The organism is Aeromonas sp. R10-1, assembly GCF_040908465.1.
GTDB lineage: Bacteria > Pseudomonadota > Gammaproteobacteria > Enterobacterales > Aeromonadaceae > Aeromonas > Aeromonas caviae.
The window spans coordinates 331,378-346,026 of sequence record NZ_JBFODT010000024.1; the positions used below are offsets into that span (position 1 = coordinate 331,378).

At 62.8% G+C, this 14,649-nt stretch carries 13 protein-coding genes; 7 read left to right on the forward strand and 6 right to left on the reverse strand.

Features of this window, described 5'->3' with window-relative positions; translation table 11 throughout:
* Window positions 1-189 precede the first annotated feature (189 nt).
* Window positions 190-1,224 carry a class 1 fructose-bisphosphatase gene (gene fbp / locus AB5Y93_RS12960; RefSeq protein WP_029314452.1) on the reverse strand — a complete coding sequence of 345 codons (1,035 nt, stop codon included), beginning with the start codon at window positions 1,222-1,224 and terminating at the stop codon, window positions 190-192.
* Window positions 1,225-1,597: 373 nt separating this feature from the next.
* Here fbp and AB5Y93_RS12965 point away from each other — a divergent pair, with 373 nt between their 5' ends.
* The gene (locus AB5Y93_RS12965) at window positions 1,598-3,214 is read left to right on the forward strand and encodes a peptide ABC transporter substrate-binding protein (protein ID WP_368229534.1); all 1,617 of its coding nucleotides are present in this window, start codon (window positions 1,598-1,600) and stop codon (window positions 3,212-3,214) included.
* A 50-nt stretch (window positions 3,215-3,264) separates the two neighbouring features.
* Here AB5Y93_RS12965 and AB5Y93_RS12970 read toward each other — a convergent pair whose 3' ends face one another.
* From AB5Y93_RS12970 to sixA, 3 genes are all read right to left on the reverse strand, one after another.
* A complete protein-coding gene (locus AB5Y93_RS12970; RefSeq protein WP_039039040.1) occupies window positions 3,265-4,185 on the reverse strand; it encodes a DMT family transporter in 921 nt (306 codons plus the stop codon).
* 185 nt (window positions 4,186-4,370) lie between these two features.
* Entirely contained in the window at window positions 4,371-4,577 is a 207-nt protein-coding gene (locus tag AB5Y93_RS12975) for a DUF1107 domain-containing protein (RefSeq protein ID WP_005324080.1), read from the reverse strand.
* Window positions 4,578-4,710: 133 nt separating this feature from the next.
* Entirely contained in the window at window positions 4,711-5,178 is a 468-nt protein-coding gene (gene sixA, locus AB5Y93_RS12980; protein WP_368229536.1) for a phosphohistidine phosphatase SixA, read from the reverse strand.
* Between the two features lie 162 nt (window positions 5,179-5,340).
* Between sixA and AB5Y93_RS12985 the strand changes: the two genes are divergently transcribed.
* Complete coding sequence (locus AB5Y93_RS12985) at window positions 5,341-8,115, forward strand: insulinase family protein (RefSeq protein WP_368229538.1); 2,775 nt, start codon at window positions 5,341-5,343, stop codon at window positions 8,113-8,115.
* 284 nt (window positions 8,116-8,399) lie between these two features.
* Here AB5Y93_RS12985 and AB5Y93_RS12990 read toward each other — a convergent pair whose 3' ends face one another.
* Window positions 8,400-9,047, reverse strand: coding sequence for a thiopurine S-methyltransferase (locus tag AB5Y93_RS12990; RefSeq protein WP_039039037.1), 648 nt, complete (start codon window positions 9,045-9,047; stop codon window positions 8,400-8,402).
* Window positions 9,048-9,157: 110 nt separating this feature from the next.
* On the reverse strand, window positions 9,158-10,528 hold the full coding sequence (locus AB5Y93_RS12995; RefSeq protein WP_180907277.1) for a leucine-rich repeat-containing protein kinase family protein: 1,371 nt from the start codon (window positions 10,526-10,528) through the stop codon (window positions 9,158-9,160).
* A gap of 260 nt (window positions 10,529-10,788) precedes the next feature.
* Between AB5Y93_RS12995 and AB5Y93_RS13000 the strand changes: the two genes are divergently transcribed.
* From AB5Y93_RS13000 to AB5Y93_RS13020, 5 genes are all read left to right on the forward strand, one after another.
* The gene (locus tag AB5Y93_RS13000) at window positions 10,789-11,319 is read left to right on the forward strand and encodes a MarR family winged helix-turn-helix transcriptional regulator (RefSeq protein WP_368229539.1); all 531 of its coding nucleotides are present in this window, start codon (window positions 10,789-10,791) and stop codon (window positions 11,317-11,319) included.
* Window positions 11,316-12,098 (forward strand): HEAT repeat domain-containing protein, encoded by a 783-nt coding sequence (locus tag AB5Y93_RS13005; protein ID WP_368229541.1) that lies wholly within the window; start codon window positions 11,316-11,318, stop codon window positions 12,096-12,098. Before AB5Y93_RS13000 ends, AB5Y93_RS13005 begins: the two co-directional genes overlap by 4 nt.
* Entirely contained in the window at window positions 12,095-12,466 is a 372-nt protein-coding gene (locus tag AB5Y93_RS13010) for a DUF6616 family protein (RefSeq protein WP_368229542.1), read from the forward strand. Before AB5Y93_RS13005 ends, AB5Y93_RS13010 begins: the two co-directional genes overlap by 4 nt.
* A 420-nt stretch (window positions 12,467-12,886) precedes the next feature.
* Window positions 12,887-13,651 carry an SDR family oxidoreductase gene (locus AB5Y93_RS13015; RefSeq protein WP_264786671.1) on the forward strand — a complete coding sequence of 255 codons (765 nt, stop codon included), beginning with the start codon at window positions 12,887-12,889 and terminating at the stop codon, window positions 13,649-13,651.
* Between the two features lie 51 nt (window positions 13,652-13,702).
* Window positions 13,703-14,530 carry a bifunctional transcriptional activator/DNA repair enzyme AdaA gene (locus AB5Y93_RS13020; protein ID WP_368229544.1) on the forward strand — a complete coding sequence of 276 codons (828 nt, stop codon included), beginning with the start codon at window positions 13,703-13,705 and terminating at the stop codon, window positions 14,528-14,530.
* Window positions 14,531-14,649 lie beyond the last annotated feature (119 nt).

Here is a 14,649-nt window from a genome sequence, read left to right on the forward strand (position 1 = left end):
TCCGTCAGTCCGTCAGTTCGTCAGTTCGTCAGTTCGTCAGTTCGTCAGTTCGTCAGTTCGTCAGTTCGTCAGTTCGTCAGCCCGTCAGCCCGTCAGCCCGTCAGCATATCAACCTGATTCAACCCACCTGCACGCCAATAAAAACGGGAGCCTTGACGGCTCCCGTGACGAAGGGACGCTGGCCCGGGCTCAGCCCTGGTTGGCCGGATCCTCGTGGGCGGAGAACTCCCGCATGAAGGCCTCGGCCCGCTCCACCATCCTGGTGGACCCGACGAAGTAGGGGGTGCGCTGGTGCAGAGCGGTAGGCTGGATGTCCATGATGCGGCCAAAGCCATCGGACGCCTTGCCACCGGCCTGCTCCACCAGGAAGGCCATGGGGTTGCACTCATAGAGCAGGCGCAGCTTGCCGTTCGGGGAGTTGGTGCCGGACGGATAGATGTAGATGCCCCCCTTGAGCAGGTTGCGGTGGAAATCCGACACCAGGGAGCCGATGTAGCGGGAGGTATAGGGCCTGTGAGTCGCCTCGTCACGCTCCTGGCAGTATTTCAGGTACTTCTTCACCCCGTCCGGGAACTTGATGTAGTTGCCCTCGTTGATGGAGTAGATCTTGCCCTCCTCCGGAATGCGGATGTTCTCGTGGGAGAGGCAGAAGCAGCCGATGGAGGGGTCATAGGTGAAGCCGTTGACCCCAAAGCCGGTGGTGTAGACCAGCATGGTGGAGGAGCCGTAGACCACGTAGCCCGCCGCGACCTGACGGTGACCCGGCTGCAGGAAGTCCTCCAGAGTGACCCCGGCGCCCGGTTTGCTGACCCGGCGATAGATGGAGAAGATGGTCCCGACCGAGACGTTGACGTCGATGTTGGAGGAGCCGTCGAGGGGGTCTATCAGCACCACGTACTTGGAGTGACGAGAGAGCTCGGAATCGAAGGAGACGAAGTCCTCCTCCTCCTCAGAGGCCATGCCGCACACCTCGCCACGGGCCTCCAGCGCCGCCTTGAAGCGCTCGTTGGCATAGACGTCCAGCTTCTGCTGCACCTCGCCCTGCACGTTTTCGGCGCCGATGGAGCCGATGATGTCCGCCAGACCCGCCTTGTTGATCTCCCGGTTCACCACCTTGGCGGCCAGGCGGATGGAGCTGAGCAAGGAGGTCAGCTCGCCGGTCGCGGTCGGGTAGTCCGCCTGCTTTTTGACGATGAACTCGCCCATGGTGATCATGTTTCGCATTCTTGTTCCTTTAAGATCGTTTCCGTTGGCCGTTGAAAACGTTTGCAAGTGTCGGCAAAAAAAGTGCCGATCCCCGGCAGCGTTGTTTTGTAACCCAATGTAACGCCTGTTTTTTGTTTTTGCAGCGAATTAAGCCGTTCTTTAAATCGCCAGAAAACCGCGCCACCACGGGCTTTCGGCGTGAAACAAGGGTGTCATCCGGCATCTTTTTGGGGGTTAATTCGTGACAAGAATGCATCCGGGCCGACGCGGCTGCCCGCCTTGCTCCCCCTGGCGCCCGGCAATGTTGCGCCAGAGGCTCCCCTCTTGAGATCTGCCCCCCAATCCCGCACACTGGCTGCGCTTTGGAAGCAAAAAAACATAAGGATATTCAATGAAAAAGTCGCTTATCGCCGGGGCGGTTGCCGCTCTGCTCACCCTCCCCGTCCTCGCCGCCCAGGTGCCTGAAGGCACCCAGCTTCTGCCAGCCGCCCAGCAAGTGTTAGTGCGCAACATCGGCACCGAGCCTGCCTCCATCGATCCCCAGATGGTGGAAGAGAGCGCGGGCAGCGACGTCGTCAACGATCTGTTCGAGGGGCTCTATACCCTGGATGGCAACGGCAAGCTGCAGGCGGCGGGCGCCCTTGGCTACGAGCTCGATGCCACGGGCACCGTCTACACCTTCAAGCTCAGACCCGATGCCAAATGGTCCAACGGTGAGCCGGTGACGGCGGCGGACTACGTCTATGGCTGGCAGCGGGCGGCGGACCCCAAGAACGCCTCCAACTACGCCTGGTTCATCGAGCTGACCGGCGTCGCCAATGCCAGCGACGTGGTGCAGGGCAAGCAGAGCCCGGATGCCCTGGGGATCAAGGCGCTCGATGACTACACCCTGCAGATCACCCTGAAAAACCCGGTCCCCTTCTTCCTCAAGACCCTCTCCCACTACACCACCTTCCCGGCGCCCAAGGCCACCATCGAGAAGTTCGGTCATGAGTGGGTCAAACCGGCCAACATCGTCTCCAACGGCGCCTTCGCCCTCAAGGAGTGGACCCCGAACGAGCGCCTCATCGCCGAGCGCAACCCCCACTACTGGGACAACGAGCACACCGTGCTGAACAAGGTGATCTATCTGGAGATCGTCTCCGATACCGCGGCCTACAACCGCTATCGTGCGAGCGAGCTGCACTACACCACCTATCCCCTGGAGCAGTATCAGCAGATCAAGCGCCAGAGCCCGGAGGAGCTGGTGAGCGCCCCCATGCTCGCCACCTACTACTACGTCTTCAACACCCAGCGCAAACCCTTTGACGACGTCAGGGTGCGCAAGGCACTGTCTCTTGCCATCGACCGGGACACCATCACGGAGAAGATCCTGGGACAGGGGCAGCTCTCCGCCTTCAGCCTGACCCCGCCGAGCGTGGACGGCTTCGAGCTCAAACGCCCCGCCAGCGAGCTGATGAGCAAGGAAGAGCGCATCAAGCAGGCCAAGGCGCTGCTTGGCGAGGCGGGTTACGGCCCTGACAAGCCGCTGACGGTGGACATCCTCTACAACACCAACGAGGGGCACAAGAAGATAGCGCTCGCCATCTCCTCCATGTGGAAGCACAACCTGGGGGTCAAGGCGGAGCTCAACAACATGGAGTGGAAGACCATGGTGTCAGCCCTGAACGAGGGTGACTTCGGGGTGAGCCGCTACTCCTGGAACGGAGACTACAACGATGCCTCCACCTTCCTCGACATCATGACCTCCAGCAGCAGCGCCAACAGCGGCAAGTGGTTCAACAAGGAGTACGACGCCCTCCTGGCCAAGGCCCATGACGCCAAGTACCCCGCCGAGCGCAACCGCCTCTATCAGCAGGCCGAGGTGCTGATCGACGAGGAGGCCCCCATTGCCCCTGTCTACTTCTACGTGAAATCACGGCTGCTCAAACCCAACGTCAAGGGCTACCCCTACCAGAACCCGCAAGACCTGGTCTATGCCAAGGATCTCTATCTGACGGCGCAGTGACGCTGAGCACCGAACCAAAAAGACCGCCTCGAGGGCGGTCTTTTTTTATCCTACTTTTCCTGACAGCCCGCCACCGCGAGCCGGGCGCGTCTTCGCACCGTCACGGGCCTCACCAGCAACTGCGCCAGCAGCACCCCCATCAGGGTCATGCCGCCACCGATGAGGTGATAGCTGGTGAGCCGCTCCCCGAGCCAGCTGATGGCAAGGGCGGCCGTCATCACCGGCAACAGGTTCATGAAGATGGCGGTGCGGCTCGCCCCGAGCAGGGCAATGCCCTGCATCCAGAGCCAGGGCGAGAGGGCCGAGGTCGGGATCCCCGCATAGAGGATGAGCCAGAGGGCGCTGCCATCGGGCCAGTGCCCGTCCACCAGCAGATAGAAGGGGGTGAGGAACAGGAGGCTGCACAGCACCTGACCGTAGAGCATGGACCAGTTGTCCAGCCCCAGATCCCAGCGCTTGAGCAGCACGCTGTAGAGCGCATAGGTGGCCGCCGAGAGCAGCATGTAAACGGAACCGATATGGATGCCCTGGGTCAGCAGCCGGGCCGGATCCCCCTGCCCCAGCAAAATCGCCAGCCCCAGAATGGAGATGGCGCCTCCCAGCAGCGCCCCCCAGGTGGGCCGCTCGCGCAGCAACCAGATGCTGAGCAGTACCGTCATCAAGGGGGTCAGCCCCATCATCAGGCCAATCTCGGTGGCCCCCAGGGTCTGGGCCGCGTAATAGCCAAAGGTCTGGTTCAAGACCATCCCGAGCAGGGCCAGCACAGCCAGCTTCGAGAAACCGGCCCGCAGCTTGCGGCGCTCGCGCCAGGCCCGGTGAGCCAGAAACGGGGTCAGCACCAGGGCCGCCACCATCCAGCGCGACCAGGCGAGCGCCGCAGGAGACAACACCCCGACCGCCAGCTTGCTGACGATGCCATTGCCGGCCCAGATGGCCATGCAGGAGAAGGGAAACAGGAAGGCAAGGGGCATTGCGATATCCAGAATAAAAAGGCGGGTATTGCGCGCGAGTATAGAGAGGCAATCAGGATAAGCAAGCCTGCCAACGCAGGAAGAAGCGCCATGACGCGAACGGTTGGCGCCGCGCCCAGGCGCCATCAACAATCATGCCCGCACAGGGGCGGGCATGAGAGGGACCAGGGTCAGCCTGAGGCGCCTCAGGCGGCATCCATGTGGAGCCTTGAAATCAGTTCATTGACCTCGAGCACCGTCTGGCGATGGGGAATGTCGGCTTGCAATGGCATCATCAGCAAGCCCGACTGGAAATCGAAGCGCCCCCTGCCGTGGATGTAAATCCGCCCTTTGAAGAAGGTTTTGACATGTTTTGCCACCATCAGTGGCAGGTACTTCTTGAACACTCTCATCGTTTGCAACCTCTTGAAGTTGTATCCGTATGACAGCAGCTTATGCGAAATAATTCCGTTAAATTTATATAAAAAACCGGAAAATTCGACTCTCTCTTCCCCAAAAAACCAAACTGTAACTTATTATTAACTTTTACCGTATTGTATGCGGTCCTTCCAGCCAGAGCAAGACTCCTTTGCCATCTTGCCATTCGATGCAGGCCAGCCCGGACGTCGCGAACATGGGGGCCCCTGCCGCCGGGCAGAGACTCTGGACCAGATACCCCACCAGCGGCAGGTGGCTGACCATCAGGATGTTGTCATGCTCCGCCGCCAGCTCCGTGAGGTAGCTTGCCACGAAAGCCGGATCCCCGTAGGGGGTGATGTCGCCGCTCTCCTCGACCTTGAGGGCCTTGGGCAACGCGGGTGCGATGGCCTGCCAGGTCTGTCTGGCACGCAGATAGTTGCTGTGGATCACCAGGTTCAGGGAGCCTGCCAATTGGGGAGCCAGCCAGCCCGCCATGTGGATGGACTCTTCGATGCCTTGCTCGGTCAGTGGACGCTGTTCATCAGTCTTTGCGTTCATGCCAGCCTGGCCATGACGCATGATGTAGATTTTCATTACAACCTCGCCCAGGGGGCCTGTTTAAATAGCGGGGGAATCTTACCCCGCCATGCCGGGGGAAACAATTGCGCCACCTCTCAGAAAAGGGTTTGCCTCGCAAGATAGCGGGGTCGATAATCATGTTTAAATTCAAATAAATTCACCGCGAGCCCCTCCCCAATGAGCCCATATGCCAGTCCCAATGACCATCGGCGGTATCACTATCTGGAGCTGGCAAACCGGCTCAGGGTCTTGCTGATCTGTGATCCCGAGACCGACAAATCCGCCGCCTCCCTGGCGGTGAATACCGGCCACTTCGACGATCCTGCGGATCGCCAGGGCATGGCCCATTTCCTCGAGCATATGCTGTTTCTCGGTACCCGCACCTACCCAAAACCCGGTGAATACCAGCAATTCATGAGCCGTCACGGGGGCAGCAACAACGCCTGGACCGGTACCGAGTTCACCAACTTCTTCTTCGACATCGACAACGGCTTCTTCGAGGCGGGGCTCGACCGGTTCTCCCAGTTCTTCATCTGCCCCACCTTTGCACCGGAGTGGGTCGACAAGGAGCGCAACGCGGTGGACTCCGAGTACCGCCTCAAGCTGCAGGACGATGTGCGCCGCAGCTACCAGGTGCACAAGGAGACGGTCAATCCGGACCACCCCTTCTCCAAATTCTCGGTGGGCAACCTCGATACCCTGGCGGATCTCCCCGGCCGGGATCTGCGCTCGGACCTCATTGCGTTCTACGAAACCCACTACAGTGCGGATCGCATGGCGCTGGTCATGCTTTCACCGGCACCCATCGAGACCCAGCTGACATGGTGTGATCGCTTCTTTGGTGCCATTCCGGATCGCCGCCTCGGCCCTCCGGTACTGAGCCATCCTCTCTATCGGCTCGATGATCTCGGCATTCGCATCCAGCTGACCCCGGTCAAGGAGACCCGCAAGCTGGCGCTGACCTTCCCGCTGCCGTGCGTGGATGAGTATTACGACAAAAAACCCCTCACCTTCCTGAGCCACCTCATCGGCTATGAGGGGGAAGGCAGCCTGCTCTCTCTGCTCAAGGGGCGAGGCTGGGTCAATCAGCTCGCCGCCGGCGGCGGCATCAGCGGCGCCAACTTCAAGGACTTTGGCGTGAGCTTTGGCCTCACCCCCCTTGGGCTTGAGCATGTGGACGAGATCATCGCCGCTCTGTTTGGCTATCTGAAGCTCATCGAGCGCGACGGGGTGCAGGCCTGGCGCTATGAGGAGAAGCGCAGCGTGCTGGAATCCGCCTTCCGCTTCCAGGAGCGGGGCCGGGCCCTCGACACCGTCTCCGGCCTCGTGCTCAACCTGTTCAGCTACGGGCCGGACGATCTGCTCTACGGCGACTACATGATGCGCGAGTTCGATGAGCCGCTGATCCGGCGCTTCCTCGCCAAGCTGACCCCCCACAACCTGCGGGTGACCATCCAGGCCCCGGAAGTGAGTACGGATCGCCTCGCCCGCTGGTACCAGACACCCTACAGCGTCCAGAGCATCAGCGAGGCCGAGAAGATCCGCTGGCAGCAGAGTGAACCGGATCCCGCCCTGCACCTGCCGGCGCCCAACCCCTTCATCAGCACCCGCCTCGACGCCCGTCTGCCGGCGCTGCCCGCCGACATGCCGTCCTGCCTCATCGACAGGCCCGGTTTCCGGCTCTGGCACCTGCACGAGCATCAGTTCAGCGTGCCCAAGGGCAGCCTTTATATCTCCGTCGACAGCGAACATGCGGTCAAGAGCCCGCGTCACATCGCCATGGCGCGTCTGGCCGTGGAACTGCTCACGGATCACCTCAACGCCCTCACCTACCCGGCGGAGCTCGCGGGCCTTGGCTACCAGATTTATGCCCATCAGGGGGGCTTTACCATCAACCTCAGCGGCTTTGCCGACAAGCAACCGCTGCTGCTCGACATGATCCTCGGCAACCGCACCCTGGGGTATCCGGATCCGGCCCGCTTTAGCGAGATCAAGGAGCAGCTTATCCGCAACTGGGAGAACCAGTCCAAGACCCGCCCCATCTCCCAGTTGTTCAACCAGCTCACCAGTTTGCTGCAACCCAACAACCCGCCCTTCGAGCAGCTGTTGCGCCACCTGCGCACCGTCGAACTCGGGGAGATGCCCGGCTTCGTCTCCGAGCTCTTTGCCAGGGTGCATCTGGAGGCCCTGGTACACGGAGACTGGACGGCCGCCGAAGCCCTCGAACTCGCGGCCCTGCTGGAGCGCCACCTCGGTGCCAACAGCCAGCCCAGCGCCGAGACCCGCCGCCCCCTCATCTCCATCCAGGACAGAGGCACCCTCATTCGCGAGCAGGGGTGCGATCACGAGGACTCGGCGCTGCTGGTCTACTACCAGTCGCGCACCACCCGAGCGCGGGATCTCGCCTGCTTCACCCTGGCCAACCACATCATGTCATCCACCTTCTTCCACGAGCTGCGCACCCGCCAGCAGCTCGGTTACGTGGTGGGAGCCGGCAACCTGCCCCTCAACCGCCATCCCGGTCTCATCTTCTATATCCAGTCGCCGGTGGCAGGGCCGCAGATCCTGCTGGATGCGGTGGAGGAGTTCATCGATCTCTTCCCGCTGGCCATGCTGGAGTTCACCGAGCAGCAGTGGCAGGAGAGCAAGGCGGGGTTGCAGGCCCAGCTCAGCGAGCGGGATGCCAACCTGCGCAGCCGCGGCCAGCGGCTCTGGGTCAGTATCGGCAACAAGGATCTGGGTTTTGATCAGCGCGAACGGGTACGCGAGGAGGTGGGCAGGCTCAGCCGTGCCGATCTGGTGCGCTTCATCACCCAGCTGAGATCCCGCACCTCGGATCGCCTCATCCTCTGCAGCTATGGCCTGGGCCACGAGCACGACGAGCGGATCACCGGCCAGTTTGTCGACGATCCCAGGGCATTTCGGCTCAACGCCGCCACCTTCGAAGGCTGACCTCCCCTGTTGGCAACGCGCAGGCAATAAAAAGCCGACCCCGTGGGGTCGGCTGGAAAAACCATAATCAATTGCGACCAGAGCCGCCAAAAGTGAACATGAGCGTGAAAATCAGACACTGGGTTGATGTTCGACCGGCGTTCAAACCAGAGCTCACCGGTCGGCACCAGCAGTGATTGAGAAACAGCCTCATCTTAGGCATTTCCCTGATTTTCCACGTTGATCTATGTCAAAGGAGGTAAAACAAGCGCCACTTCCCTCCTTGGCATCGGCCTCGCGCCCTCTCAGCCCCGGCGGATCAGCCGGTAAGCCACCTCGTCGAAATAGGAGAGCTGCCCCGAGAGCACCCTGGGGTGATCCAGCTCCGCCCCCCGGCCCAGTACCTCGACACCAAAGTCGCGCTCAAACAGGGTGCGCACCTCCATCTCCCCCACCGAGAACGGCGGCTGTTGCTGCTGCTCGGGCTGATATTCGAGGGTCACCAGCAACACCTGCCCCCCCGCCTCCACCAGGCGGCTCATCAGGGCGGCATACTGGCGGCGCATGGCGCCCGGCAAGGCGATGAGGGCCGCCCTGTCATAGACCAGGCGATAACGCTGACCAAGCTCCGGAGCGGCGAAGAAGTCCCCCTGATAGATGCGCAGATCCTCGTGCCGGTGGCACTGATAGGGACCCACCTCGCTTCTCTCTGCACTCAGGTTGTTCTCGTCAAAAAACTGGGTAATGGCGAGCTCGGAGAGCTCGAAGCCATCCACCGGATGCCCCTGCTCACGCAGCCAGAGCATGTCCCGGGACTTGCCGCAAAGGGGCACCAGCACGGGGTCGCTCCCTTGCTGGGCCGACCACCAGGATTGCAGCCAGCGGTTGAAATCTGCCTGATGAAAGCCAATCCGGTTCTCTTTCCACTTCTGGTGCCAAAATGCAGCTTCCATCATCTTCCTCTCGTCATCTGCAATGGTGCATCACTATCACAACTTCACCGAAGTGGCGCAAGCCCCATGATCCCGCCCCTGTGCACGAGAAAGCCCACGATGGGCAGGCCTCAGGCCACGACCCCAGGCAGGCTTGTCGCCATCGCTGCCAGCCGGGTCAGGATCTGCGCGAAGGTGGGTCGCCGGGAAGGCACTTCAAAGCCACACTCCCCGGCCAGTCGATGAAGGGGGTCGAGGTCGGCGTCCCCCCCATCACAGCGCGCCAGCAGCTCGGCCAGCAGGCAGCCAAAGGCCCGCACTTCCAGGCGCTCCAGCCGCCCGGCCAGCACCTCATCGGCGCGGTCGTAACAGGAGGCGGCACCAAAGTCACCGAGCAGCACCCGGCCCGGCGCCTCCTGCGGCGAGTGAGGCATCGCGGGCTGCAAGGAGTACAGCAGGTTGTGTGCGTAGAGATCGCCGTGGAGGATGCCCCGCTCGTGCAGGTGCCGGGCGGCCGCAGCCACCCCCTGTACCATGACCATCACCTGGGCCGGGGTGAAGTTCAGATCCTCCCCATAGACATCCCGGGTACAGGAGTCCAGGCTCGGGGGCCCCGCCAGGGTAGCGAAGGCGGGGTCTATCAGGGGCATCACCAGTGCCGGGATGCCGGAGGGATGATCGCTCACTCTCCCCATCACCCCGACCAGGTTTGGATGGCGACCGGCGGCCAGGGACGCAGTCATCTCGCTCAGGGGCAAGCCGTCGCTGGTGACGGCCCCCTTGAAGAGCTTGACCGCCACCGCCCCGGGCCCTTCGGCACTCGCCCACTCGGCGCGATAGATGACGCCGGATGCTCCCTCCCCGAGCACATCCCCCAGTGAGAGCGCCTGCCAGAGGATCTCGGTAGTGAACTCCGATGTGCCGTTCAGACACACCTGCTCATCACAGAAAGGGTTGCCCGCAAAGGCCAGCCAGGACAGACGCGGCATCGAGGGCAGCCAGCTCGGCAGCGCTGGCAGGCGGTTGGCGGCGATGCGCAAAAGCTCCAAACGGTGGCAACCGGCAAGAGTCTCGGGAAGCCCAGCGAGCCGGTTGCACGAGAGCATCAGCTTTTGCAGGGCGTCGCACTGCCCCAGCTCGTCCGGCAGTCGTTCGATGGCATTGTCGGTCAGGATCAGCCAGCGCAATCTGGTGGGCAGGGAGGCGGCCGGGACGGTCGCGATGCGGTTGGCCTTGAAGCCCACCATGGTGAGCGCTGGGCAGCGCCCCAGCACCTCGGGCAGTTCGGTGAAGTTGTTCTCGGAGCAGAAGAGGATGCGCAGCTTCTTGCATTCGGCCAGCGCGTCAGGCAACTCGCTCAGCTGGTTGCCGGTGAGATCCAGCACCTCCAGGGTCTCCTTGAGGCTCAGGATCTCGGGAGGGAACACCGCGAGGTTTTCAGCAAGTTTGAGGTGGCGGGCGCCGCAGAGTTCGCCTGCGCGAAGCTGTTCCAGGGTATGCATGGGATCGTCTCTATCAACATTCGGGCTTGCGGTGGCTCACTGCGGGGCACTCCCCCCAGACCACAAAGGAGGGGCATTATAGGGAATGACGGCCAAAGATGGCCGATTTTCTTGCAACGCCTGCTCTTGCAAGGGCCCCTCATCGCCACACTCCCGCTCCCCGTTGCCATGGACCATTCCGGTCGCGCGCTTGGGTGGTTGAACATTTGGTTGGTGCCATATAGTATGGCGCCATACAAAGTCATTCGAGACTCACCATCATGATCACGCTGGAACAGAAACACCTCGCCCTGCTCGAGGATGCAGAGCGCCGCGGACACGCGGACACCCAAAACATGCGCGTCTGCTTTGAGGTGTTGACCCTCGCCGCTGCCATCGATCAGGCGTGCGCGGCGCGCCTGGCCCCTCACCGCCTCTCCGAAGGCAAGTTCGTGCTGCTGTTTTTGCTGCGCGACCTGCCAGAAGGGTTGGCTCCCCACGAGCTTGCCGACAAGGCGGGGGTCACACGGGCCACCATCACCGGCCTGCTCGACGGGCTGCAACGGGACGGCCTGTTGGGTCGCCACAGCGACAGCCAGGACAGGCGAAAGATCTCGGTGCGCCTGACAGAGCAGGGCCAGGCCCTGGCGCAACACCTGCTCGATGAGCACAGCCAGTGGATAGGCTCCCTGTTTGCCGGGTTCGATCAGGCAGAGCGAGAGACCCTGAGCGCCCTGCTCAAGCGGGCCTGGCTCAATGTCCTCTCATCCCGGACAGGCTGCACTGAGGCCGCCACAGAGGAGCACCCATGACACGCAGCCGCATCACGGATATCGCCCCCTCACGCCTCGCCCAGCTCAACCGGGGAGAGGCTGAGGCAAGCAACCTGACCGAATGCCTGGCGGTGGATTTTGCCGCCCTGATGCAGTGCACCCTGCCTTCGCTCGGGCCCCAGGCGCTGGCATCGATGCACGCCGCATCCGGGGAGGGCATTACCCGGCGCATGGCGCTGGCCGCCAGGCTGCTCCTGACCGAGAGCGGCACGAGGGATCTTGCGGCGCTCAGCCGTCATCCCTCCGATACCGTGCGGGGCTGGGCCTGTTTCATGGTGGGCGCGAGCGAGGGGCTGTCGCTCAGCGACCGCCTGGCCCTCATTCGCCCCCTCGCCGATGACCCGCACTTTGGGGTGCGCGAGTGGGCCTGGCTCGCAATGCGAACGACCATTGCTGCGCAGCTCGAGGTGGCCATTGCCGCCCTGGTGCCCTGGACGGCGGAGCCGTCCGAGCGACTGCGACGCTTTGCAAGCGAAGCGACCCGGCCCCGCGGCGTCTGGTGTACCCATCTTGCGTCCCTGCGACAAGCGCCGGAGCAAGCCCTGATGCTGCTCGAGCCCCTCAAGGCCGATCCCGCCCCCTATGTGCAGGACTCCGTTGCCAACTGGCTGAACGATGCGAGCAAAGACAGGCCACAGTGGGTCACTGACCTCTGCGCGCGCTGGTCTCGCGAAAGCCCCAGTCCCGCGACAACCCGGATTTGTCAACGCGCCTTGCGCACCTTGCGCAAGGGCCAACTCCCGAAGGAACCCCTATGACCCACTATCTGGCAGAGCTCTACACCCCCACTCCCGCCTGGCAGGCATTGAGCCAGACGGCTCGTCAGCAGTTCTTCGAGGCCATTGGCACAGGCATGGCCAACCTCGCCGCCCTCGGGGTGGAGCCCATCGCCCTGGGCGAGACCGATGCTGCCACCCTCCATGGCGCGCCCCACCCCTTCTTCGCCATCTGGCGCGGGCCGGATGCCGCAGCCATCGATGCCCTCGTCCAGGGAATAGCCGCATCGGGCTGGCACGACTACTTCGAGACGGTCAACGCCACCGGCGCCGGTGTCTCCCTGGGCGAGCACCTTGCACAGTTGGCCGCCCTGCCCTGCGCCGCCACATCCAGCCCCGCCCTGGCCTGATAACCCCTAAAAGAGCGTTATCCCATCAGGCCTTGCGTCAGTGCCGCCGACACCGGTGGCACTGTTTTCCATGCCCAGCCCTTGCAAACCCAGGTCACCACCACCTGGGAAAGCGGCGCCACAGCCCCGCTCCCTTCCCACTTCCTTCCCACTCCCTTTAAAAAACGCTGATATCTCCTGATGCCTTGATGAGCCATCGCCGATGGGACAAGTGAGCAAGATCCGGGTCGTCGTGACAAAGGTTCGCCGCCATAGTGCTTTCAAACCAACAGTGCTTTCAACCCCCCCAAAGCTTTGAACCAGGAGGGGGTTGAACCAAAGGAGGTTTGAACCAGGAGGGGGTTGAACCCATCCACTTGTCTGCCAACCCTGCATGAGCGTCGCCACCTGGCGCCATGCACATCTCGCGAGGGAACTGCCATGTCATTACTGTCCAACAAGGTCGCCATCATCACGGGAGCCAGCTCCGGTATCGGTCGCGCCAGCGCCATCCTGTTTGCAAGGGAGGGGGCCAGCGTCGTCCTGGGTGCCCGCCGCCAGCCCGAGCTGGATGCGCTGGTGGAGGAGATCCGCCATGAGGGGGGCCAGGCGGTGAGCCTGGCGGGGGATGTGAAAAGCGAAACCTATGCCCGCGCCCTGGTGGATCTTGCGCTGACCCGTTTCGGCGGACTCGATATCGCCTTCAACAACGCCGGCACCACGGGGACACCGGGCAGCGTGCCGGGGCTTGAACTGGCGCAGTGGCAAGAGACCCTGGATACCAACCTCACCAGTGCCTTTGTGGGGGCCAAGTACCAGATCCCCGCCATGCAGGCACGCGGGGGCGGCTCCCTTATCTTTACCTCCACCTTCGTCGGCCATACCCTGGGGTTGCCCGGCATGGCGGCCTATGCCGCGAGCAAGGCGGGCCTCATCGGTCTGACCCAGGTGCTGGCCGCCGAATATGGGGCACAAGGGGTGCGGGTCAACGCCCTGCTGCCGGGGGGCACCGACACCCCCATGGGGCGGGCCTTTACCGATACACCGGAGAGTCTCGCCTTTGTGCAACAACTCCACGCCCTCAAACGGCTGGCCCAACCGGAGGAGATCGCCCGCTCGGCACTTTATCTCGCCTCCGATGCATCCAGCTTTACCACCGGCATTGCCCTGCTGGCCGATGGTGGGGTATCTATTTGTCGCACATGACCTTGTCGCACCCAAGATCCTGCGGCTGCCAACCTATCGTGAGAGCGCCCTATGTCTGATTACGCCCGCATCGCCGATGCCATCCGTTTTATCGCAAGCCAGGTGGCGCGCCAGCCCACCCTGGACGAGATAGCGGCGCACGTTCACCTAAGCCCCTTTCACTTCCAGCGGCTCTTCAGCCGCTGGGCCGGGGTGACGCCCAAACGCTATCTACAAGTGTTGACTCTGGAGCGGGCCAAGGCGCTGCTGCAGGAGTCGCGCCCGCTGCTGGAGGTGGCCGATACCCTGGGCCTGAGCAGCGGCTCGCGGCTCTATGATCACTTCGTGCAGCTCGAAGCGGTGACGCCGGGGGAGTACAAGCAGCGCGGGGCCGGGCTGGTGATCGATCACGGGGTGCACGACACCCCCTTCGGCCAGGCGTTCGTCGCCCTGACCCCGCGAGGGGTGTGCAACTTCTCGTTTCTCGATGACCAAGCCCCAGAGGCGCCGCTGACCGCCCTCGCCCACAGCTGGCCCGAAGCAGAACTGAGGGAGGCGCCATCACGCACCCAAAGCGTCATCCACACCATGTTCGATGGCAGCAAGGCGCCGGATCGCCCCATCTCCTTGCACGTGAGCGGCACCAACTTTCAGATCAGCGTCTGGCGGGCGCTACTCGCGATCCCGCCCGCCAAGGTGGTGAGCTACGCCCAGGTGGCAAGCGCCGTCGGCAACCCCAAGGCTGCCCGCGCCGTGGGGCTGGCGGTGGGCGCCAACCCCGTCGCCTTGATGATCCCCTGCCACAGAGTCATCCAGCAAAACGGCAAACTCGGCGGCTATCACTGGGGCGAGACCCGCAAACAGGCGATACACGCCTGGGAAGCGGCGAGGTATGAGTGAGCACCTGCCCGTTATGCGGAAAACAGGACCGTCTTGGCCATGAGATAACAAACCACCAGACTGCTCAGGAAGCTGTACAGGGATTAAACGGTGGTTCAATAAAAGATGTGAAGCGGTGA

Bases quoted from the DNA above. Each gene is read 5' to 3' on its own strand.
- AB5Y93_RS12975 (WP_005324080.1), bottom strand. From the start codon at position 4,577: ATGAGAGTGTTCAAGAAGTACCTGCCACTGATGGTGGCAAAACATGTC.
- AB5Y93_RS12970 (WP_039039040.1), bottom strand. From the start codon at position 4,185: ATGCCCCTTGCCTTCCTGTTTCCCTTCTCCTGCATGGCCATCTGGGCC.
- AB5Y93_RS13000 (WP_368229539.1), top strand. From the start codon at position 10,789: ATGATCACGCTGGAACAGAAACACCTCGCCCTGCTCGAGGATGCAGAG.
- AB5Y93_RS13015 (WP_264786671.1), top strand. From the start codon at position 12,887: ATGTCATTACTGTCCAACAAGGTCGCCATCATCACGGGAGCCAGCTCC.
- AB5Y93_RS12995 (WP_180907277.1), bottom strand. From the start codon at position 10,528: ATGCATACCCTGGAACAGCTTCGCGCAGGCGAACTCTGCGGCGCCCGC.
- AB5Y93_RS13010 (WP_368229542.1), top strand. From the start codon at position 12,095: ATGACCCACTATCTGGCAGAGCTCTACACCCCCACTCCCGCCTGGCAG.
- AB5Y93_RS12965 (WP_368229534.1), top strand. From the start codon at position 1,598: ATGAAAAAGTCGCTTATCGCCGGGGCGGTTGCCGCTCTGCTCACCCTC.
- AB5Y93_RS13020 (WP_368229544.1), top strand. From the start codon at position 13,703: ATGTCTGATTACGCCCGCATCGCCGATGCCATCCGTTTTATCGCAAGC.
- AB5Y93_RS13005 (WP_368229541.1), top strand. From the start codon at position 11,316: ATGACACGCAGCCGCATCACGGATATCGCCCCCTCACGCCTCGCCCAG.
- AB5Y93_RS12990 (WP_039039037.1), bottom strand. From the start codon at position 9,047: ATGGAAGCTGCATTTTGGCACCAGAAGTGGAAAGAGAACCGGATTGGC.
- AB5Y93_RS12985 (WP_368229538.1), top strand. From the start codon at position 5,341: ATGAGCCCATATGCCAGTCCCAATGACCATCGGCGGTATCACTATCTG.
- sixA (WP_368229536.1), bottom strand. From the start codon at position 5,178: ATGAAAATCTACATCATGCGTCATGGCCAGGCTGGCATGAACGCAAAG.
- fbp (WP_029314452.1), bottom strand. From the start codon at position 1,224: ATGCGAAACATGATCACCATGGGCGAGTTCATCGTCAAAAAGCAGGCG.